Raw genomic sequence first — 20,557 nt, 5'->3', positions numbered from 1 at the left:
TCTCGGATGCCGTCATCAGCCTGCTGAACAAATATGCAAGAATTCCGCTGTGCGGGCAGATTTCCCTTTATAATCTTGAAAAACAGGACGTGGGTCCACGCATTCAAGGGCAGCTGCTGATCAACAGCGCACTGATCAAGGGATTCATTGTAAGCAACTATGCCTCCCAATTTGGGGAAGGCGCAAAGCAGCTGGGACAATGGCTGCAAGAAGGAAAATTGAAATACGAAGAAAACGTCGTTGAAGGCTTCGAGAACACCATCGATGCATTCCTGGGCTTGTTCAAGGGAGAAAACCTCGGAAAACAGCTCGTGAAAGTGGCTGAACCCAGCCAGTCATAATTAGTAACGCTCCGGTTCATTTCCGGGGCGTTTTTATTTGGAGCAAGTTTTTTTAGGGAAATAGTTCACCGTTTGGCTTCCCTCTGTATACATTGGAACAAAAACGGAATTGAGGAACATTGATGAAGATGCTTGATCCTAAAAAGCTTTTTGTTCAATACCGCCCAAACGCCGCACCGACAGACCCCAAATCCCCACGCCGCTACACGCTGACCCATTCCGACACGACCGCCCAGCTTTTTTTAGTGGTTGGCCCTGAATTTGCCCACGATACCGCAAATCCGATGCGGGATGAAGTATATGCCGAATGGAAAACATTTAATCGCGAAAAAGTGCTGTACGGTTATGTGCTGGTTGCAGATGAGAATACAACCGAATCAGTGGCCAGACAACGAAATGAGATCTTTTTGCGGGAGTTGCCACGTGTTCTTGAAGCTTTCCGATACGGCGACCGCTATTTTTTCGACGCCCACCCTGAATACAAGGAAGCTCCTGTCTATATTCAATTTGAATCGGTCTATCCCGAATTCCGCCAGCTCAAACCTTATGGCCCCATTTCAAAATATGTATAAAGCTTGAGGTGATGACTGTGCAAAAACCAAAACGCCATCCCTATACCAACCTGCTCATTCAACAGCACCACACCGATAATGTAAATGTTCAGTACCCTCAGATTATTGGTCTTGCCAATTTGGAGACACAGAACAAGCTGAACAACACGATAAAGAATAAGGTCTTTGGGCTGATGGCCGAGAACGGGATCAAGGGTAAAAATTTGAAGGAGATGACAGGGAGTTTTGAAGTGAAGCTTAATCAGGGAAAGTGGCTCAGTATCGTTTTTACCAATTACGCGTACTGGAAAGAAGCCGCACACGGCCTAACCCTCCAGGATTCAATCACCATGGATGTTAATATGGGCAAAATCGAAAAGCTGAGCGATTTATTTAAATCGAACAGCTTTTACAAAACAAGACTGACCTCCATCATCAAGAAAAAATTTAAGGAATACCAGTTTCCTCTCATTCAGCCATATGAAAGCGTCAAAGAGGACGACCGCTTTTTTTTAACCTCCAAAAATCTTGTGATTTATTATCAGAGCTATGAGTACACCCCGTATTATATCGGTCTTCCCGAGTTCCCAATCCCTTTGACAAGCCTTTCTTCCATTCTTATTCCGGAGCTAAAAACTAATTTTCAATCTTAAGAAGCCGGTTCGTCGCTTTAAGATCAGAAATGGTCCCAGCACCGATTCCGAACATCGCCGCCCTCAGCTCAAATTCAATCTGTTCCAGCTTGGAAATGATAGCGACCTCGTCCTGATCAGCGGCTGCTGGCAGCAAGGACCGGCCAAATCCAACCACATCAGCCCCTAGAACCAAAGCTTTTGCAGCATCCACTCCATTTTTCATACCACCACTTGCAATGATATTTTCGAATGCGGTTTCTTTTCGTACCTCAATCAAGGCATCGGCGGTAGACAGTCCCCATTGTTGAAACGCTTCTGCTGCCTGCTCTCTCATTTTGTTCTTTGAACGGTACTTTTCCACTTGAATCCAGGACGTTCCCCCTGCTCCCGCCACATCAAGAAACTGAATGCCTGCCTCTCTTAATTTTTTGGCGGTCTCGCCATCAATGCCCATTCCCACTTCTTTAACCCCCACTGGAACGGGGAGGCTTGCTGCCACCTCTTCAATCTTGGGGAGCAGCTCTGAAAAGTTGGTATCCCCTTCCGGCTGAAAGGCCTCCTGCATACTGTTGAGATGCAGGACGAGTGCATCTGCTTCGGCAATCTCCACCGCCCGGAGGCACTCCTTGGTGCCGTAGCCATAATTGAACTGGACGGCCCCCAAATTGGCGATAATCGGTACAGTCGGTGCATATTTTCGTATGTTAAATGTATAAGCTACACCCTCATTCTCCACCGCTGCTCTCATCGAACCGAGACCCATTGCCCAGCCCATTTTCTCGGCAGCCATGGCCAGCCTCCTGTTGATCTGGTAGGCCCGTTCTGTGCCCCCTGTCATTGAGCTGATTAAGAACGGGGTACGCCGGCCCTTTTTCATAAAGGCAGTGGAAAGATCGATATCACGGAAATTGATTTCAGGAAGCGCATTATGCTTAAACGAATACCTCTCAAATCCGGTCGTTACGTTTCGGCTTTGCACCTCTTTGTTCAGCGCGATATCAATGTGCTCGGTTTTCCTTTTTTCAGTAAGATTTTGTTTTTCATCCATCGTCATTCCCCCGTTCAGGACCGCTGTGTCTTCCTAGACTTCCCTGGTTTAACATAAGAAAAACAGGCAGTTTTTCACCTGCCTGTTTCTCCCCGTCATTCACTTTTTTCAAATAAGGAAAGGTACTCTCCATATCCTTCTTTTTCGAGGTCGCTTTTCGGGACGAACCTCAATGCGGCAGAATTGATGCAATACCGCAAGCCGCCTTTATCCTGCGGTCCATCATTGAACACATGTCCAAGATGGGAATCGGCCGATTTGCTTCTGACTTCAGTACGGACCATAAAATGGCTGAAGTCCTTTTTCTCTTCAACTTCCGACTGCTGGATAGGCTTCGTAAAGCTCGGCCAGCCACAATTGGAATCAAACTTGTCAAGAGAGGTGAACAGCGGTTTTCCTGAGACAATATCTACATAAATACCGTCTTCTTTATGATCCCAGTACGGGTTCTGAAACGGAGGTTCCGTCGCATCGTTCTGGGTCACCTCATATTGAATCGGTGTTAACCTTTTCTTCAGTTCATTTTTGTCTGGTTTGTTGCTCCAATTCTGTTTGATAAAATCTTCCCTCCCTGAACCTTTGCGGTACCGTTGGTAATGCGCAGGGTTCTTTTTATGGTAATCCTGATGGTACGTCTCTGCTGCATAAAACGTGGATGCCGGAAGAATCGGCGTCACAATCGGTTTCTGGAAACGGCCGCTTTCGGCAAGCTCCTGTTTGGACGCTTCCGCCAGTTCCTTCTGCTGTTCTGTATGATAAAAAATGGCGGTGCGGTAAGAATTGCCGCGGTCATAAAACTGGCCGCCGGGATCTGTCGGATCAATCTGCTGCCAAAAAAGAGTCAGCAGTTTTTCATATGGAAAAACATCCGGATCATAAGTGATCTGCACGGCCTCGTAATGTCCGGTCGTATCGGAGCAGACTTCCTCGTACGTCGGATTCTCGGTGTGGCCGCCCGTATATCCTGAAACCACGGAAATGATGCCCGGCTGTTCCTCAAACGGCGAAACCATGCACCAAAAGCAACCTCCCGCAAACGTAGCAAGCTGCTGATTCTCTTGAGTACCCAAAAACCTCACTCCATTTCTTTGGAAATCTTAAATCCCATTATCCCTATCATAAAACAAGTATCACACATTTTAAAAAAATAATGCTTAAATAGAAAAGCTGAAGCGACCGTTTAAAAGCGAAGTCGTTGGAACTCTTGAACACAAATACGCTTTTTGTATTTTTGTAAGAGAGTGAAACGATCGAGCTTTTGGTCGCTGAAGCTGGATCATAGTTGGAAAAGCTGAAGCGGCCGTTTAAAAGCGAAGTTGTTGGAACTCTTGAACAACAACACGTTCTTTGTGTTGTAGTGAGAGAGTGAAACGATCGAGTCTCTAGCGTCTCTAATATGCAGCCAATCCACCCCGGTTGAACTTCCCGTAAACGGGCAAACTAGAGGCAAGAACGGCAAGTAAGGAGGATAAAATGCATGGCAAGAAGAAGCCGCACGCCCTTAGTACCTGAATCAAGGCCCGCACTGGACCAGCTGAAGGCAAAGGTAATGAAAGAAGTTGGTTATGCTGTAGATCCGTCCCAGCCCGACGCGGTTAAATATGAAGTAGCAAAAGGCATGAATGTGCCGATGCAAAAGGATTACAACGGACAGCTGACGGCCAAGCAGGCCGGAACGGTTGGCGGCCAGATCGGCGGCCGGATGGTGAGTGAACTCATCCGACAGGCGAAACAGCATCTGAACAAGCAACATTAAATAAAGGCTGACGCATGGCCCCATTCGAAGACCAGGCGCTCAGCCTTTTTGCATGTTACTGGTTGGTTGAAGGCAGTAAAAGTAAGCCATCACCGATTGGCCGTTCACCCGCTGCGTCGGATGGATCATTCACCAGCTCACCGTTCACATTCATGGTGGTGGATCCCCCGCCATCCAGGTTCACTGCTTCCATTGCCCCCAGTGCTTTCATTAATCGAGCTTCTTCTTTAAACGTCATCCCGATGCTATATCCGGGATTCTTGCCATCCACCGTCACCAGAAGCAAATTTCCGTTCGGTTTGATGCCGGCGATGGTTCGTGGATTCCTCCGCTCGCCAAAACGATAGTAAAATTCAGGATCAACGGGCTGATGAAACCCTTCCTTTGTGGCGTTAATATAGACTTTTCCATGCTTTAACAGCCTTGGACCGCCGTTAACCACTCCATATTTCGCGGACGATGGGAGAGTTTTGTTATCAGCCGTAACGGTCTTTTTTACTGAAAGCTTCTTTCCAGCCACCGCATGCTCTTTTAGCCAATCAGCAGAATCTCCAGTTCCGGCAATGACTGAACCGCCAAACGGTATGCTGGTACCGCGTGAAAATCGGACATCCAGCACCCTTCCATTGCGATCTAGCACGACATCCGTTCCTGGTCCTTCTGGTGTCCTGTTTCCGAACGCAGATGTATATTGAATCAATTCATCCGGATCCGTACATGTAAAGTCATGCCGGGGAAGAACGGTTTCTGTGTCACCAATTCCGCCACAGCCTCGGATAAGCCCCGGAACCCGGTTCAATCCATCGAGCGTTGCCCTGGTATCATTGTTCCCTTTGATCGTCAGTTTGGTCTTGACAGAGGCGATGCTGGCTTGATTTTGCCGGTTCAGTACCAGGCTGGTTCTTCCTTTAACCGCTTCACTGATAAGGTCTCCATTAATAACAGAAACCCCCGCCAAGTCCCCTTCTGTTCCATCCTGCGGTCCCATGACAAAATAACCGCCGTTGACTCCCGCCACAGCATGTGTGGTTTTCGCCATATCACTTAGCTTTTCCTTGCCGGGAACGACACCTTGACCCAGTACTGGCTTAAGACTTCCATTCCATTGGCGGGTGTTTATCTCCAGAATGCGTACAGCCCATGGGCCTGTGGATTCTTCCCCATCTTCAGGAATATAGACTACTTTCGATTTGCTGTATCCTTCAGAGACCAATTTCTTTTGTTCGCTTTTTGCATCCGATTCCTTTTGGAAAGGGCCCGTTCGTACGAGATAGCCCAGAGGTTTTCCGTTTTCAGGGTCATCCTGTGCCCGGTCCGCCAGCGTTTTGACCGTCGCCTTATAGCCTTTTTCCGTCAGTTCCTTTGTAAGCTGTCCGGCTTCAGCCTGGTCCTCTGTAAACGCAGCATCGACCATATAGCCAGAGGGGCCGCTCACCTTCCCATATACAGACTTGGTATATGTAAGACCCTTCTCCAGTTTTTGTACCTCTTTGGTTTTTGGTGTGGTAAATGGTTCTTCTTGAGCGTTGGCAAGCGGAGCTGGAAGCAGGATTCCCATTACGCTTATAAACATAGCAACACGGCCCATTCGATTCTTCGCAAATCTTTTCACAGTTATACCCCTTTTCCTTTTTTAGTCAATTCACGTTAAGTGTAACGGATGGTTGTGGAGAGAGCGTTACAGGCTGTTAAAACTTTGTAAAAAGTGAAAAAAAGATTAACCTGAAAAAAATCGCGCAAAATAAAATTTGTATGCAATGTTTTTTATTGACAATTCAATCGGCAAGCATTTATTATATATTTTGTTCATAAATAGTTGGTATGCGAACTATTAATAAAACAAACTGTTCACAAAATGAGAAAGTGGGGATGATAGTTTAATGAATCTGCTCAACAATGAGCTGCTGGATTCCTTTATACGAATACAAAAAGCCTTATACTCACTGATGAAGGAAGACGCTGACAGGGCAGGATTGACGGTGGTGCAGTTAAAAGCGCTGTACAAAATCCACCGTTCACCAAACACTGGCCTGAGGGAGCTTGCAGCCAGTTTAAAATTAACAAACAGCACGATGAGCGGTGTGGTTGACCGGCTGGTATCCAACGGTTTGCTGGAACGGGAAGTATCAACCGCTGACAGAAGAGCCATTACCCTGAAACTAACGAAGGATGGCGAACAAAAGCTTCAGGAAGCTACTGGAGATGATTCTTCTTTCACAAAGAGGATTATGGAGATCACAAAAATGGACCCTGAAGATAAAGACCACCTGCTGAGAATTCATCAGCAAATCATGACGATTTTAACAACCAAGGAGGAAAACCATTCATGAACATGCGCCGTCTAGCGGTCTTAAACGTAATTATTTTAATCATTTTAATCGGTGGTGGCATTGCAGCATACTACTATTACAACCAATCTGCAAACTACATCAAAACAGATAATGCCCAAATAGCGGGCCAACAGGTAACCATTGCAGCTCCTGCCAACGGAAAGCTGACAGACTGGAAGGGTGAAGTGGGCAAAGAGTTCAATAAAGGCTCTGAAATTGGAACCATTACTGCTGCTCCTTCCCAAGGATCAACTGGAATGTCCAAAGTAAAAATTGATGCACCAAAGCATGGAACGATCGTACAGCAATCCGCTGTGGAGGATTCTTTTGTGGCTGCTGGAACACCGCTTGCTCACGCTTATGACATGGGTAACCTATGGGTAACAGCCAACGTGCAGGAAACAGATATTGACGATGTGAAAAAAAACCAAGACGTTGATGTTTATGTCGATTCGTTCCCTAACAACACACTCTCAGGAAAAGTGGAAGAGATTGGCCTTGCAACTGCCAACACGTTTTCCATGCTGCCAAGCTCAAATAACACTGGAAACTACACAAAAGTCACCCAGGTTATTCCTGTTAAAATTTCGTTAGACAGTTATTCTGGCCTTGATATTGTTCCTGGAATGAATGTAACCGTACGGATCCACAAGTAGGTGGTGAGACGATGTCAATTTATATCATAGGCTATGTCCTTATATCCATTGTTCTTTTGCTGACAGTGAACTTTATTGCGGTCCGTGCAAACCGGAGAAAACAATGGGAAGAGCAGGACCATATTTCGGAGCGGGCTTCGGGCCATCCGTATGAATCCAACGAACTGATTGATGCGACTCTGGAAGATACAGCGATCTCTGAACCTGCTCTCGAATATGTGACGTCCGCTGCCGAAAAGCGGCAGGAAGAAAGTTCACTTCAGACCATTAAAAAAGTAAAGCAGGATGAACCCATTCCAGTGGGGCGAATACTGACTGTACTGATGCTTGGGGCTTTTATCGCTATTTTGAACCAAACCTTGCTCAATGTAGCGATTCCCCACATCATGAATGACCTGAATGTTTCTGCTACAACCGTTCAATGGGTTTCCACCGGGTATATGCTGGTGAACGGGGTATGTATTCCGATTACAGCCTATTTGATCGAAAGGTTTGGAACAAGAACCCTGTTCATCGCCGCTATGTTTCTGTTTACAGCAGGAGCCGTCATTTGTTCCATTTCCACGTCGTTTGGCTTGTTAATGGTGGGGCGTGTGGTTCAGGCTGCTGGAGCAGGTATTATCATGCCCCTTATGATGACCGTTTTTCTTACTGTGTTTCCTATTGAAAAGCGCGGCCAGGCGATGGGGACCATGGGAATTGCGATGCTTTTTGCACCCGCTCTCGGCCCGACGCTTTCAGGATACATTGTGGGGCATTACTCCTGGAGACTGCTCTTTGACATCATCATTCCGTTTGGTGTCATTGACCTGATTATCGCTTTTGCATGGATGAAAGACGTTATTCAAAAATCGAATCCAAAGTTCGATTTCGCAGGATTTCTCTTTTCTACCATTGGTTTTGGTTCCCTCTTATACGGCTTTAGTGAAGCCGGAAGCGAAGGCTGGACCAGTACCATCGTATTATCTACCATTATGATCGGGTTAATTTCCCTTGCTGCTTTTACATGGAGGGAGCTTACCACCGATAAACCAATGTTGAATTTGCGTGTCTTTAAATATGATGTGTTTGCACTGACAACCGTCATCAGCATGATCATCAATATGGCAATGTTTGCAGCCATGATCCTGCTGCCGATTTATCTGCAGAACATCCGTGGATTTACCCCACTGGAGTCCGGATTGCTATTATTGCCGGGAGCCATTATTATGGGGATTATGTCTCCGATTTCCGGAGCGTTGTTTGACCGGATCGGTGCGCGCCCGCTGGCCATTATCGGGTTGACCATCACGGTAATCACCACATGGGAATTCAGCCATCTTTCGACCGACACCACCTATGGACATATTTTGTTCATGTATGTGTCCCGAATGTTTGGTATGTCGTTTTTGATGATGACCGTAATGACCGCAGGGATGAACCAGCTGCCGCGGCACTTAAACAGCCATGGTACAGCAACGTCCAACACGATGAGACAGGTTGCAGGTTCACTCGGTACGGCCTTCCTGGTAACGATCTTTTCCAACCGGCAGGAATTCCATACAGCTGATTACGCCAATGTCGTAACCACCTCCAATCCGATCGTTTCAGAGAAAATCGGTGCTTTGGGCCAGGGACTTGCCCAGATGGCCGGACTGCCTTCAAGCGCAGGAAGTTCATTGGGGATTCAGGTGATCTACGGCACAGCCGCAAAGCAGGCAGCGATCGATGGAATTAACGATGCCTTTATCGTCGCAACAGGAATCGCCTTTGTGGCCCTGGTTCTCTCCTTTTTCATCAAGCGTGTTATACCGTCAGGAAAATAAATTCAATGAAAAGAAGCTGTCTTTCGAGGCAGTTTCTTTTTTTATCCTTCATAAAGCCAGCTTCAATTTTTAAAAACCAGTGAAAACCCTTTCACGACAATGGTTTCGCTTGCTTGAAATTTCCGAAAATACCCACATTTTTTCATTTTGCGCGATTTCTATCCTTACATAATCCATCCCCTCCTCCTCCTTCCCGTCCTCTCACACCCCATGATGAAAATAAATCCTGTATCCTCCGTATTCCTCCCTTTATGGTGATCATCCACACTTTCTCGTGGGGATTGGTTGTATCGATTTTCATGCTTCGTTATACTCGTAACCGTTGCTTATTTGAACCGGAAAAAGATCACATGAGGAGTGAAAGTTTTTGAGTCTATCTACTATTAAAAATAAACGCATTGTCGTAAAAATTGGATCCAGTTCCTTAACAAGCCGTCATGGTGAAATCAGCCGGAGAAAACTGGAGCGCCTGGTGGACGAAATTGTCATGCTTAAGGATGACGGACATGAGGTAGTGCTCGTTTCTTCAGGTGCTGTGGCCGCCGGATACCGAAAGCTCGGTTGTCTTTCAAGACCGACATCTCTTCCGGAAAAGCAAGCTGCTGCTTCAATCGGACAGGGACTTTTAATGGAAGCCTATTCGGAAAGATTTATTTCTCACGGATATACCGCTTCTCAAATCCTGATTACGCGAAGTGATTTTTCTGATAAAAAACGATACACGAACGCAAGGAACACCATAAATGTTTTATTGGACCGCGGCATCGTGCCGATCATTAATGAAAATGACACGATTACGGTGGAACGCCTGAAGTTCGGAGATAATGACACCCTTTCCGCCAAAGTATCAGGCCTGGTCAATGCCGACCAGCTTCTGATCTTATCAGATATTGATGGTCTGTATACGGAAGATCCAAGAAATAACCCGGATGCCCGATTATTGGAAGAGGTATATGAGATTACACCGGAAATTGAGGCCTCAGCCGGCGATTCCGCAAGTGAAGTAGGAACAGGCGGCATGCGTTCAAAAATTGACGCTGTAAAAATTGCGATGGCATCCGGTATTCCATCGTTCCTCGGAGATGCTGCAAAACCCAACATTATTTATAATGCGGTTCAGGAAACAGCAAGAGGAACGTATTTCACACCGCAGGAGGACAGTGAAAATCTTGATGTCAGAAGACAATGGATCGCGTTTCATTCAGGTCCAGAAGGTGAAATCGTGGTGTCAGATGAAGCAAAAGCTGAGATTACAGAGCATAAAAGTTTGTACCCTACAGGAATTGAATATGTGGAAGGTTATTTTAAAAAAGGTGCAGTGGTGCGCATCAAAGATATGGACGGCATTCAGATTGGACTTGGCGTGAGCAATTACTCTTCGAAGGACTTAATCAAGATTAAAGGACATACGAAGGAAGAAATTGCAGATATCATTGATGTGGGTCCTCAGGAAGCTATTAACAATGCTGATCTTGTATGCCACACCAGTTTAGCTGTACCGCTACTATCATAAGGAGGCGTTTGATGAGTATTTTAGAAAAAGAAGTAACCCATTTGAGTGTAAAAGAACAGGCAAAGGCTGCGCAAATGGCGTCCAAAACACTGGCAGGCCTTTCTGAACAGGAAAAGAACGAAGCATTGCATATCCTGGCAGACGAGCTGGAACAGCAGGCTGCCTTCATTTTAAAAGAAAACGAAAAAGATCTGCAAAACGGCAGAGAAAAAGACTTTACCCAAGCCTTTATGGACCGTCTTTCCCTTTCGGAAGAACGAATTGCCGACTTTGCTGAAGGACTGAGACAGGTTGCGGGACAAAACGATCCAATCGGTGAGATTGTAAGTGAATGGACACTTGATAATGGCATGAAAGTCGAACAAAAGCGTGTTCCACTGGGCGTGATCGGCATGATCTATGAAGCACGCCCTAACGTCACGGTGGATGCCACAGGACTGGCGCTCAAGTCAGGAAATGCTATCGTATTAAAGGGCGGTTCAAGCGCTCTAAATTCCAATAAAGGGATCATCCGCGTCATTCAACAGGCTTTATCCAAAACAAAGATACCATCTGATGCGGCTCAGCTCATTGCAACGACCGACAGAAAGGCTTCAGCTGAACTATTTACAATGAAGGAACATATTGATGTTCTTATCCCCCGGGGAGGCGGTTCACTCATCAATACCGTAGTGAACGAAGCCACCGTACCCGTTCTGGAGACCGGAGTGGGGAACTGCCATATTTATTTCGATGAAACAGCAGATGTTAACAAAGCGCTGAATATCCTGATTAACGCCAAAACGGATCGTCCTGCCGTATGCAATGCTGCAGAGACACTGATCGTTCACCGTAACTGGCTGGACGCAAATCAGCAGGAACTCGAACGTGCATTGAAGGAGCAAGGCATTACGGTCCATGGTGATGAACACATCGTTTCTACTTTCTCCGAGGCCGTTCCTGCTACTGAACAAGAATGGGCAGAGGAATTTCTCAGCCTTTCCATTGCGATTAAAACCGTAAAAAGCATTGATGAAGCCGTTGAGCATATTGACCGCTACGGAACAAAACACTCTGAAGCCATCGTTACAGAAGATGCCCGTGCAGCAGCAAATTTCATGAACCGCGTTGATGCAGCAGCTGTGTACCATAACGCGTCCACACGCTTCACTGACGGCTCTGCACTCGGCTTTGGGGCTGAAATCGGTATATCCACCCAAAAGCTCCATGCTCGCGGTCCTATGGGCTTACCTGCACTGACCACCACCAAGTACTGCATGACAGGCGACGGACAAATCCGATAAAAATGAAGAGAAAAAGCATGGCGTATCGGCGCCATGCTTTTTTACGTGTGGGAATTTCAGATGGTTTTAACGACTGAACAGGTTAATAATCCCTCGATTGTCCCAGTGAATTTCCCATCCATTTAGGAAAATATAGAAATTTTGTCCCAATTTTTTGTTTTTCTGTAGTAAATTTTTTCAAATGTGGTATACTAACTGTAACAAATTGTTCACAAAACAGACCTAACTTCGACACAATTGGAAACGCTGTCACAATTTTAAGGAGCTGATTATAATGGATGTTTATGTTGTCTATCTTTTCGTTGCTACTGCTACTCCGTTATTCCTATGGCATGATCATAGAAAACTTGCCTTATGGCAGATTCCATTTATTGCGGTCATGTGGCTGTATGTAGGACTGTACGTTATGGGAGATTTAAATCCTTTAGCACATCTGATATTTAATATTGTATTCGTTGCAAACGTCGTGTTCGCCCATGTAGCGGCCTTCAGGATCTATGCGATTCCGTTTATCCGCCGTGAGCGTGAACGACGCAGATTGTACCGTGAGTCTAAATAAAACCATATAAAAAAGCACCTTGCAGAATCTGCAAGGTGCTTTTCTGTGTTCTTATTTATGATCACCGTGGTCCATTTTCATGTCGCCATCCATTTTCATATCATGATCCATTTCCATCTTATGGTGATCATGTTTCGCATGGCCTGCACCCATAACCCATACAGAACCGGCAACGATAACAATCGCGATGAAAGCCGCAAACAGGATGTTTCCTGTCTGTGTCTTGCCCGTAAGCGTATTGTTCTTTTCAGAGCTCTCTGTCATATGCATGAACATGAGAAGCTGAAGAGCCGCTTGCAAAAAGGCAAAGATAAAAATGATAATCAATATGGTGCGGGTGGAAAATCCGGTTTCAAACGTCACCCAAAGAGCGAGTGCTGTAAGAACAATGGACAAAATATATCCAATCACGTGTTTCCACGGAATTCCGCCATGCTCTCTGGAAAGTGAATCTTGTGGATTAGCCATTATGCAACACCATCCCTGTTAAATACACGGCGGTAAAGATAAAGATCCACACCACGTCAAGGAAGTGCCAGTAAAGACTTGAAATAAAGACTTTAGCAGACGTTTGAGGTGTTAGTCCCCGTCTTGCCACCTGTATCAAGATTAAGGTAATCCAAGCGATACCCATTGTTACGTGCAGTCCGTGTGTTCCTACAATAACGAAGAAACCGGACCAGAATGCGCTCGTTCCAAGAGCAGCGCCCTCATGCACATAGGTTACAAACTCGTAGATCTCATAGCCAAGGAATCCTGCACCCAAGGCCAATGTGATGATCATCCAAATAAATAAACCTTTTCGATTGCGGCGTCGCATTTCGTGAATAGCAATACCGCACGTGAAACTACTTGTCAGTAGAAGGAAAGTTTCAATCAACACACCTTTTAATTCAAAAAGCTCATGTGGGGTAGGGCCGTCGGCTGTTCTGTACATCAAAACCAGGTATGTTGCAAACAGCGTCGAAAACAACGCAATCTCCGCCCCAAGGAAAACCCAGAAACCGAGGATGTTTAAGCGCCCGGTCTCTGACTGATATTCTAAAGGCGTGTTATGATCGTGTACTTCTGCATGTGCCATTGTTCACGCCTCCTTTAAACGGTTAACCGTTCAGTTTCTTTTATTTCTTCTTCACTTACATAATATCCTTCGTTTTTATCGAATGAGCGGATGATCAAGGTAATAAACACACCGATCAAACCAACAATACCCATCCAATACCATTCAAACACTAAACCGAATCCTGCGACAAAGAAGAAGGAAGCCATGAAGAATGGAACTCCTGAATTGTCCGGCATGTGAATCTTTTTAATATCCTCAATCTTCGGTTTAACATCTTGTTTGTCCCGTTTCATTTGAATCAACGGATCCATGGCAGTAACGGTCGGTGTAACCGCAAAGTTATAATGCGGCGGTACGGCAGAAGTGGTTGCCCACTCAAGCGTACGTCCAAGACCCCAAGAGTCGCCTGTATTTTCCCGTTCTGAATAACGGAAGCTGTAGTAAAAATTGTAAGCAAGAATCAAGAACGCGATACCCATCAAGAATCCACCAACAGTGGAGAGCATGTTCAAGCCTCCCCAGCCGGATGCAGCGCTGTATGTGTAAACACGACGCGGCATTCCGTCAAGACCCAGAATGAACTGAGGGATGAAACATACGTTAAAGCCAATGTTGAACACCCAGAATACCCATTTTCCTATCGCTTCGTTCAGCTTGTAACCAAACATTTTCGGATACCAGAAAATAAGTCCTGCGAAACATGAGAATACGGTACCAGCGATCAATACATAGTGGAAGTGGGCAACCAGGAAGTACGTGTTATGGTACTGGTAGTCAGCTGCAGCCATCGCAAGCATGACGCCTGTAACCCCACCGATTACAAAGTTTACGATAAAGCCAAGTGACCAAAGCATTGGTGTCGTAAAGGAAATCTTACCTTTGTACATCGTGAACAGCCAGTTGAAGATCTTGATCCCGGTAGGAATACCAATAATCATTGTTGTAATGGAGAATACTGAGTTAACAAGCTCTCCTTGACCCATGGTAAAGAAGTGGTGAACCCAAACCAAGAAGCTGTAACCGGCGATAATAACCATCGCCCAAACCATTGCTTTGTAACCGAAAAGTACTTTGCGTGAGAAAGTACTGATAATTTCTGAGAACATACCAAAAGCAGGAAGGACAACAATATATACTTCCGGATGGCCCCATAACCAGAAAAGGTTGGCCCAAAGCATATCCATTCCAGCCCCTTGAAGGGTAAAGAAATGGGCACCGAACAAACGGTCAAATGTCATAAGCGCAAGCGCCACAGTAAGAATAGGGAACGCAAACACGATGATAATCATAGTAATCAATGCTGACCAGGTAAACATCGGCATTTTGAACAATGTCATACCAGGTGCACGCATTTTAAGAATTGTGACAAGGAAGTTAATACCCGTTAACAGGGTACCAATCCCCGCGATCTGCAGTCCGAGCAAGTAGTAGTTTTGGCCAGGCCCGGGACTCAATTCATTACCGGCAAGCGGCATATAGCTGGTCCAGCCGGCAGATGGTGATCCCCCGATAACGAAGGAAATGTTAAACAGCATGGCACCAATAAAGAATGTCCAGAAACTGACGGCATTCAAATATGGAAAAGCCACGTCACGTGCTCCGATTTGAAGCGGAATAACAACGTTGATAAGTCCAATCAAGAACGGCATGGCCATGAAAATGATCATGATCGTACCATGTGTTGTGAAAATTTCGTTATAGTGCTGTGCATCCAGAAACTTGGAATCCGGTGTAGCAAGCTGCACACGCATAAGCAAAGCATCGACACCGCCACGGAACAGCATGAGCACTGCGGAAGCGATGTACATAATTCCTAATTTCTTATGGTCAACGGTAGTAAGCCATTCTCTCCATAGCCACTGCCATTTTTTAAAATATGTCAGATAAAATAGAATTCCGATTACTGTTAAACCGATGGAAACGTCCGCACCATAAATCAGCGGGTCACCGGTAACAAAAAATTCATCCCATTTCATAATTTTGTGCCTCCTCTATTAATGAGAATGAGATACCCCATGAGAGTCTTGTTCCGGATTATTCGCATCTTTCGCTTTTGAACCGTGCGGGTTTTGCGGAACTACTCCTAAGCGTTCACGGGTCTTCACTGCATAGTCTCTATCTTTAGCATGATCTACCCATTTTAAATGTGTGGATGAGAATGTCATCTTTTTTGCTTCGCCTTGAAGCATTAACTGATCATACTGTTTTTTAGACAACTTAGGCGCCTTGCTCTTCGTATCTTTTGCCCATTTGTCAAAATCACTTTGTGAAACAGAATGCACATCAAAAATCTGGTGAGTGAATCCTTCACCATTAAAGTTCGAGTTTCTGCCGGAGAATGTTCCGGTATGGTCGGCTTGTAAGTATAATTTCGTTTCCATACCTGGCATCGCGTACTTTTGGCCCCCAAGTGCAGGAACCCAGAATGAAGACATTGAATCTGCAGAGGTCAATTTAAACTGAACCGGACGGTCTTTTGGAATATTAATGTAGTTGACCGTTTCAATGCCCTGCTCCGGATAGGAGAAGATCCATTTCCAGTCTACTGCTGTAGCAGTAATGACAAGAGGTTCCTTCTTTTCGCCTGAAGCAGAAACCGGCGCCTTCTCGAGATCATAAATCGATGTAACCGTCGGAATAGCAAGAGCGATAATAATCAAAATCGGAATAACTGTCCAGATCGTTTCAAGCTTTTTGCTTCCATGATGATCCGGTTCAAAGTTATCATCGTTCTTTCGGTCGCGGTATTTAATAACGATGACTGTGAATAAGACATAAACCACAACACAAATAAGTGCCATAAACCCAATAGAGTAAAGAATAAGATCCTTCTGTTGCGCAGCAACAGGCCCTTTCGGATCAAGAACTATATAATTGCTGCATCCGCCCAAGAAGAAAACGGACAGCAAAAGTCCCAACGCAAAAAACGGTTTAAACCGCTTAAACACTAGGCCCACCTTCCTTCCTTTCAACATCGTGTGAGGTTTCTCACTGCAAAATAACTAACATTGTGCTTTTGTTCACATAATACCAAATTCCCACCAAAAATAGATACCCTTTTATAAACTGTCATAAGTTCTTCAACTAAATTTCACGACTTCATCACATATTTTTCAAAGAATGTTCATATTTCTGGGATTTCCTTCTTACGCTTCCATTTCCGAATTATTTCCATACGCAAGAAAAGAAAAAGCCGCCGTCTACGGCGACTCATTTAAGTTCTAACTATGTTATTTCCCTCTGCGTTTCATATTAAACCACTTCCGAAAAATAATTTCAACACTTAAGTTTTTCCATTCTTAGGTCTTATTTTTTTCCCATCATTCCCTTATTTATTGGCGGGCGAAGAGTCAGAAGTAATGGATTCCGGATGGTATACCATTTTGCCGCCGTAATGCCCTGTAAGAGACAATGTAACCGCACCGGCTAATGAAAGGACAAGCACCAGCGGTAAAAGAGGCTTAATGAATCCAAACATATGGACCAGTTTTAGCAAAACGACAGCTCCAAAAATAAAAAGAGTGACCAGTGCATAGGTTTCATGAATATGAACCTCACTCTCAATACTGTGACCTGCCTGGTCTCTTAAAAAGTGTTCAGCCCCGTCTCCTGACACATAAGCAAGGATTCCTGTCAAAAAGCCGGTCGAGAATAGGAATAATGCCAGCCGGTCAAAAAATGGTTTCTTCCAAACAGCGATGATCTGTACAATCACACCAATGATAAGCAAGGCAATAGGGAAGTGAACTAACAATGGATGAAGCGGAGTAGATAGCATTAAAAATTTCAGCTCCCTTGTGTTTTTTTTTAACATACACAAAGAAACTGAAATTAAACTGAAAAAAACATTATATATTACGCCAGGACCGGCAGCTCTACTCTGAAGGTAGTGCCTTTGCCCGGCTGGCTTTCGGCCTCTATGCTTCCTCTATATAGACTGGTGATTTCTTTAGCAATCGATAAACCAAGACCTGCCCCGCCCTGTGTCCGGGACCTTCCCTTGTCCACTCGATAAAAACGGTCAAACAGATAAGGCAAATCCGCAAAAGGAATGCCTTCTCCTTCGTCTCTTATTTCAATCACCAAATTATTCTTTGCCTGCGCTTTAAGCCTGATTTCAACTGGAGAACCCGCGTCAGAGTATTTAAGCGCGTTATCGAGCAATAGTTGAAGCAGTTCTTTAATTCTCACCCTGTCCGCTTCCACTATAAGATCTTCAGTAGGGGCAATCACTTTGACAGTTCGTGTGCTTTGAGAGAGCCGCTCATATTGACTGGCCATTTTCCTTGCAAGCTCATTAATCGAGAACGAATCTTTATGAATTTCTTGCCGTTCCTGGTCTTTGGCCAGCGTCAGGAGATGAGACACCAGGTTTTTCATCTGATGAACCTCTTCCTTTAATTCATTGAGCGTTTCCTTGGAAAAAGACGACATCTTGCTTTTTTCCTCTTTTTCCAATACTTCAAGTGAAGCAGAAAAGATACTTATGGGTGTCCGGAGTTCATGGGAAGCATCAGCAATAAATTTTTTCTGGCTCTCCATATTCTGAATCACCGGCTTTAACGCTTTTCTGGACAGTCGTTCTCCCATGACGACGGATAAAATAAAGACCGCCAGACCCAGAAGGGAAAGCAGGAAAAACCAGCGCTCCACCTTTTCATGGACGCCACTGATGTTTTTTCCGACATACAGGACCGTTTTCTCATTCAGACGTGCACTTGCATAGATGATGTGCTGTTTCTCATGGCCGTTCTTTCCGTTTAATTCTGCGAGTTTGCCTTTCCGGGAACAGCATGATTTGGATTGAACAAATCGGTTAAACGCCTGATTCGTTTTTCCTGTTGAATTACCGGATCCGTTTTTTACGACTACTGAATAATAGGGTGAACCTTGATCCTGTGTTACAGAATCTTCATTGAGCTCTGAAGCCTTGTCTTTATTCAGCTCGTAATGAAGAATATCCTGGATGTCCTCTCTGGCAGTCTCAAACATCATGCCTTTTACTAAAAAATATAACAGTACAAAAATAATAAACAGCGTAATAAAGAACCAGCTGCTGTAATTCCATGTCAGTTTCCGTCTCAATTGTTGCAGCATCAGTCTCTCACCATTTGGTAACCGATTCCCCTGACGGTTTGAATGTATTTTTTCTTGCCGGAAGGATCCAGCTTTTTCCTCAATAATTTGATAAATGCTTCAAGTGTATTCATCGTCACGTCACTTTCTGCTCCCCAAACATGTTGAAGAATAACTTCTCGTGTCAGCACCTGATTTTTATGGCGGGCAAACAACTCAAGAAGCTGAAATTCTTTTGGCGTCAGCTGTATGGTTTCATCTTTTCGCTTTAGCACATGGCGTTGAATATCGAGACGTAAATCCCCGATTTCCATCCAGCTTTCTTCATATTGAAATGTCCGTCTTCTGCCCAGCGCAGCCAGCCTGGCAAATAGCTCCTTGAACTCAAAAGGTTTTGCCAGATAATCGTCGGCACCCGATTCAAATCCGAGAACAAGGTCATCCACCTGATTCCTTGCAGTAAGCATAAGAATGGCGCCATTATAGCCTTCTTCCCGCAGTTCACGGCAGACAGCAATTCCGTCTTTTTTCGGAAGCATCCAATCTAAAATCATAATATCAAAAGGTTCTTCAATGCCACGGTACAAAGCGGTTTCGCCATCTTCACACCACTCGAGCCGATATCCTTCATCTTCAAGCATTTTTATGACCAGACGGGCGAGACGGCGATCGTCTTCAGCCAATAAAACTTTCATAGATCATTGCTCCCATATGAGTCATTACCTCCGGGGCCTTTTGCCTTTTTTAAAGCTTGATTGATATGGCTCACGGGGGTTCTGCCCATTTTTTTTCGCTTCTGGTGAGATGATATCCTTCCGTTCCGGCTTTTCCAGAACTTGCTTTTGGATCGGCTGCCGGATTCCTTTTTCAATCAGCTCCAGATACTTTCGGTCCTTTTGAGCAACCAGGGTGATGGCCAGCCCCTTGCTGCCTGCACGCCCTGTACGTCCGATCCGGTGGATATAGCTTTCGGTATCATGGGGAATATCATAGTTAATCACATGAGTAACGCCCTCGACATCCAGTCCCCGTGCAGCCACATCGGTTGCAATAAGGAAACGGGTCTCTCCCTGCCTGAAGCGCTGCATTGCTGCTTCCCGCTTAGCCTGTGATAGATCTCCGTGCAGTTGGTCCGCTTCAAGCCCGGCTTCCCTCAAGGCTTCATACAATTTGCTCACTCTGCGTTTCGTACGGCAAAAAATGATTGCCAGATACGGCCGGTGCATCCGAAGCAGTTTTTTTAAGTCATCCTGCTTGGAGCGGTCGGTTGTTTCTATAACCCGCTGCCTGATTTCTTTCACGGTGATTTCCTTTTTTCGTACGGAAATCTCTTTCGGGTGGTTTAAATAGGTTTCTGCCAGTTTCACAATCTCAGGAGGCATTGTAGCGGAAAAAAGCATCGTTTGGCGCTCTTTGGATGTCTGCCGGATAATTTCTTCCACGTCTTCAAGAAATCCGATATGAAGCATTTGGTCGGCTTCATCCAGAACAAGCATGGAGGCTTGCGATAAATCCACTGTGCCCCTCCTGACATGGTCCAGAAGGCGGCCTGGGGTAGCAATAATGATCTGCACGCTTCCGCCGAGCTTATGGATTTGCGCGGCTACATCCTGTCCTCCATACACGGATAAAACATCAATGCCCATCGGTTCACTTAATTTTCTTACTTCCTCCGCCACCTGGATGGCCAGTTCTCTTGTTGGTGCCACAATCAATGCTTGGACATTTTTGACTTTTGGATCTATCCGCTGCAGAACAGGCAAGGCAAATGCCATGGTTTTCCCTGTTCCGGTCTGTGACTTGGCGATCACATCCGTTCCCTCCAATAGAAGAGGGATAACCTGTTCCTGGATCGGCGTCGGCTCGTAAATCCCCTGGTTCTTCAGTGATTCCAAAAGCCGCTGGTTCAGATGCATGAAGTTAAAATCAGCCATTTATGTA

20 protein-coding genes and 1 pseudogene are annotated in these 20,557 nt (G+C 45.3%); 10 read left to right on the top strand and 11 right to left on the bottom strand.

The window, feature by feature from the left end; translation table 11 throughout:
* The 3 genes and pseudogenes from DMO16_RS24965 to DMO16_RS16730 form a co-directional block, all read left to right on the top strand.
* Positions 1-341: pseudogene (locus DMO16_RS24965) on the top strand (NADP-dependent oxidoreductase); the annotation flags it as partial.
* A 122-nt stretch (positions 342-463) separates the two neighbouring features.
* Positions 464-913 (top strand): staygreen family protein, encoded by a 450-nt coding sequence (locus tag DMO16_RS16735; RefSeq protein ID WP_061973286.1) that lies wholly within the window; start codon positions 464-466, stop codon positions 911-913.
* 17 nt (positions 914-930) lie between these two features.
* On the top strand, positions 931-1,545 hold the full coding sequence (locus DMO16_RS16730; RefSeq protein WP_164988944.1) for a DUF3298 and DUF4163 domain-containing protein: 615 nt from the start codon (positions 931-933) through the stop codon (positions 1,543-1,545).
* Here DMO16_RS16730 and fni read toward each other — a convergent pair.
* Together fni and msrA are read right to left on the bottom strand one after the other, a co-directional pair.
* The gene (gene fni, locus DMO16_RS16725) at positions 1,529-2,575 is read right to left on the bottom strand and encodes a type 2 isopentenyl-diphosphate Delta-isomerase (RefSeq protein ID WP_061973282.1); all 1,047 of its coding nucleotides are present in this window, start codon (positions 2,573-2,575) and stop codon (positions 1,529-1,531) included. The two genes, DMO16_RS16730 and fni, sit on opposite strands and share 17 nt — an antisense overlap.
* 95 nt (positions 2,576-2,670) lie before the next feature.
* Entirely contained in the window at positions 2,671-3,645 is a 975-nt protein-coding gene (msrA, locus tag DMO16_RS16720; RefSeq protein WP_277873761.1) for a peptide-methionine (S)-S-oxide reductase MsrA, read from the bottom strand.
* Between the two features lie 407 nt (positions 3,646-4,052).
* Between msrA and DMO16_RS16715 the strand changes: the two genes are divergently transcribed.
* Positions 4,053-4,331, top strand: coding sequence for an alpha/beta-type small acid-soluble spore protein (locus DMO16_RS16715; protein ID WP_061973277.1), 279 nt, complete (start codon positions 4,053-4,055; stop codon positions 4,329-4,331).
* A 55-nt stretch (positions 4,332-4,386) separates the two neighbouring features.
* On the opposite strand, the gene DMO16_RS16710 is transcribed toward DMO16_RS16715, so the two are convergent.
* Entirely contained in the window at positions 4,387-5,943 is a 1,557-nt protein-coding gene (locus DMO16_RS16710; RefSeq protein WP_129478714.1) for a phosphodiester glycosidase family protein, read from the bottom strand.
* Positions 5,944-6,211: 268 nt separating this feature from the next.
* Here DMO16_RS16710 and DMO16_RS16705 point away from each other — a divergent pair, with 268 nt between their 5' ends.
* The 6 genes from DMO16_RS16705 (at position 6,212) to DMO16_RS16680 (ending at position 12,477) form a co-directional block, all read left to right on the top strand.
* On the top strand, positions 6,212-6,661 hold the full coding sequence (locus tag DMO16_RS16705; protein ID WP_129478712.1) for a MarR family winged helix-turn-helix transcriptional regulator: 450 nt from the start codon (positions 6,212-6,214) through the stop codon (positions 6,659-6,661).
* Positions 6,658-7,317, top strand: coding sequence for an HlyD family secretion protein (locus tag DMO16_RS16700; RefSeq protein ID WP_061973269.1), 660 nt, complete (start codon positions 6,658-6,660; stop codon positions 7,315-7,317). The genes DMO16_RS16705 and DMO16_RS16700 overlap by 4 nt, the downstream gene beginning before the upstream one ends.
* A gap of 11 nt (positions 7,318-7,328) precedes the next feature.
* A complete protein-coding gene (locus DMO16_RS16695; RefSeq protein WP_129478710.1) occupies positions 7,329-9,122 on the top strand; it encodes a DHA2 family efflux MFS transporter permease subunit in 1,794 nt (597 codons plus the stop codon).
* 367 nt (positions 9,123-9,489) lie between these two features.
* The gene (gene proB, locus DMO16_RS16690; protein ID WP_082635851.1) at positions 9,490-10,635 is read left to right on the top strand and encodes a glutamate 5-kinase; all 1,146 of its coding nucleotides are present in this window, start codon (positions 9,490-9,492) and stop codon (positions 10,633-10,635) included.
* A gap of 11 nt (positions 10,636-10,646) precedes the next feature.
* The gene (locus tag DMO16_RS16685; RefSeq protein ID WP_129478708.1) at positions 10,647-11,918 is read left to right on the top strand and encodes a glutamate-5-semialdehyde dehydrogenase; all 1,272 of its coding nucleotides are present in this window, start codon (positions 10,647-10,649) and stop codon (positions 11,916-11,918) included.
* 274 nt (positions 11,919-12,192) lie between these two features.
* A complete protein-coding gene (locus DMO16_RS16680; RefSeq protein ID WP_061973260.1) occupies positions 12,193-12,477 on the top strand; it encodes a spore morphogenesis/germination protein YwcE in 285 nt (94 codons plus the stop codon).
* Between the two features lie 51 nt (positions 12,478-12,528).
* On the opposite strand, the gene qoxD is transcribed toward DMO16_RS16680, so the two are convergent.
* From qoxD to DMO16_RS16640, 8 genes are all read right to left on the bottom strand, one after another.
* A complete protein-coding gene (qoxD, locus tag DMO16_RS16675; RefSeq protein WP_420889657.1) occupies positions 12,529-12,948 on the bottom strand; it encodes a cytochrome aa3 quinol oxidase subunit IV in 420 nt (139 codons plus the stop codon).
* On the bottom strand, positions 12,938-13,558 hold the full coding sequence (gene qoxC, locus DMO16_RS16670; protein WP_061973254.1) for a cytochrome aa3 quinol oxidase subunit III: 621 nt from the start codon (positions 13,556-13,558) through the stop codon (positions 12,938-12,940). Before qoxC ends, qoxD begins: the two co-directional genes overlap by 11 nt.
* 14 nt (positions 13,559-13,572) lie before the next feature.
* Positions 13,573-15,516, bottom strand: coding sequence for a cytochrome aa3 quinol oxidase subunit I (gene qoxB / locus DMO16_RS16665; RefSeq protein ID WP_061973252.1), 1,944 nt, complete (start codon positions 15,514-15,516; stop codon positions 13,573-13,575).
* Positions 15,517-15,534: 18 nt separating this feature from the next.
* Positions 15,535-16,515 (bottom strand): cytochrome aa3 quinol oxidase subunit II, encoded by a 981-nt coding sequence (gene qoxA, locus DMO16_RS16660; protein WP_082635850.1) that lies wholly within the window; start codon positions 16,513-16,515, stop codon positions 15,535-15,537.
* A gap of 353 nt (positions 16,516-16,868) precedes the next feature.
* Entirely contained in the window at positions 16,869-17,318 is a 450-nt protein-coding gene (locus tag DMO16_RS16655; protein WP_129478706.1) for a DUF2231 domain-containing protein, read from the bottom strand.
* A gap of 77 nt (positions 17,319-17,395) precedes the next feature.
* A complete protein-coding gene (locus DMO16_RS16650) occupies positions 17,396-18,637 on the bottom strand; it encodes a sensor histidine kinase (protein ID WP_129478704.1) in 1,242 nt (413 codons plus the stop codon).
* Positions 18,637-19,311, bottom strand: a complete 675-nt coding sequence (locus tag DMO16_RS16645) for a response regulator transcription factor (protein WP_129478702.1) — start codon at positions 19,309-19,311, stop codon at positions 18,637-18,639. Before DMO16_RS16645 ends, DMO16_RS16650 begins: the two co-directional genes overlap by 1 nt.
* A gap of 24 nt (positions 19,312-19,335) precedes the next feature.
* Positions 19,336-20,550, bottom strand: coding sequence for a DEAD/DEAH box helicase (locus DMO16_RS16640; RefSeq protein ID WP_074440582.1), 1,215 nt, complete (start codon positions 20,548-20,550; stop codon positions 19,336-19,338).
* Positions 20,551-20,557 lie beyond the last annotated feature (7 nt).

Source organism: Fictibacillus sp. S7 (assembly GCF_004127935.1).
GTDB lineage: Bacteria > Bacillota > Bacilli > Bacillales > Fictibacillaceae > Fictibacillus_C > Fictibacillus_C enclensis.
This window is presented reverse-complemented; position numbering and strand designations above follow the sequence as displayed.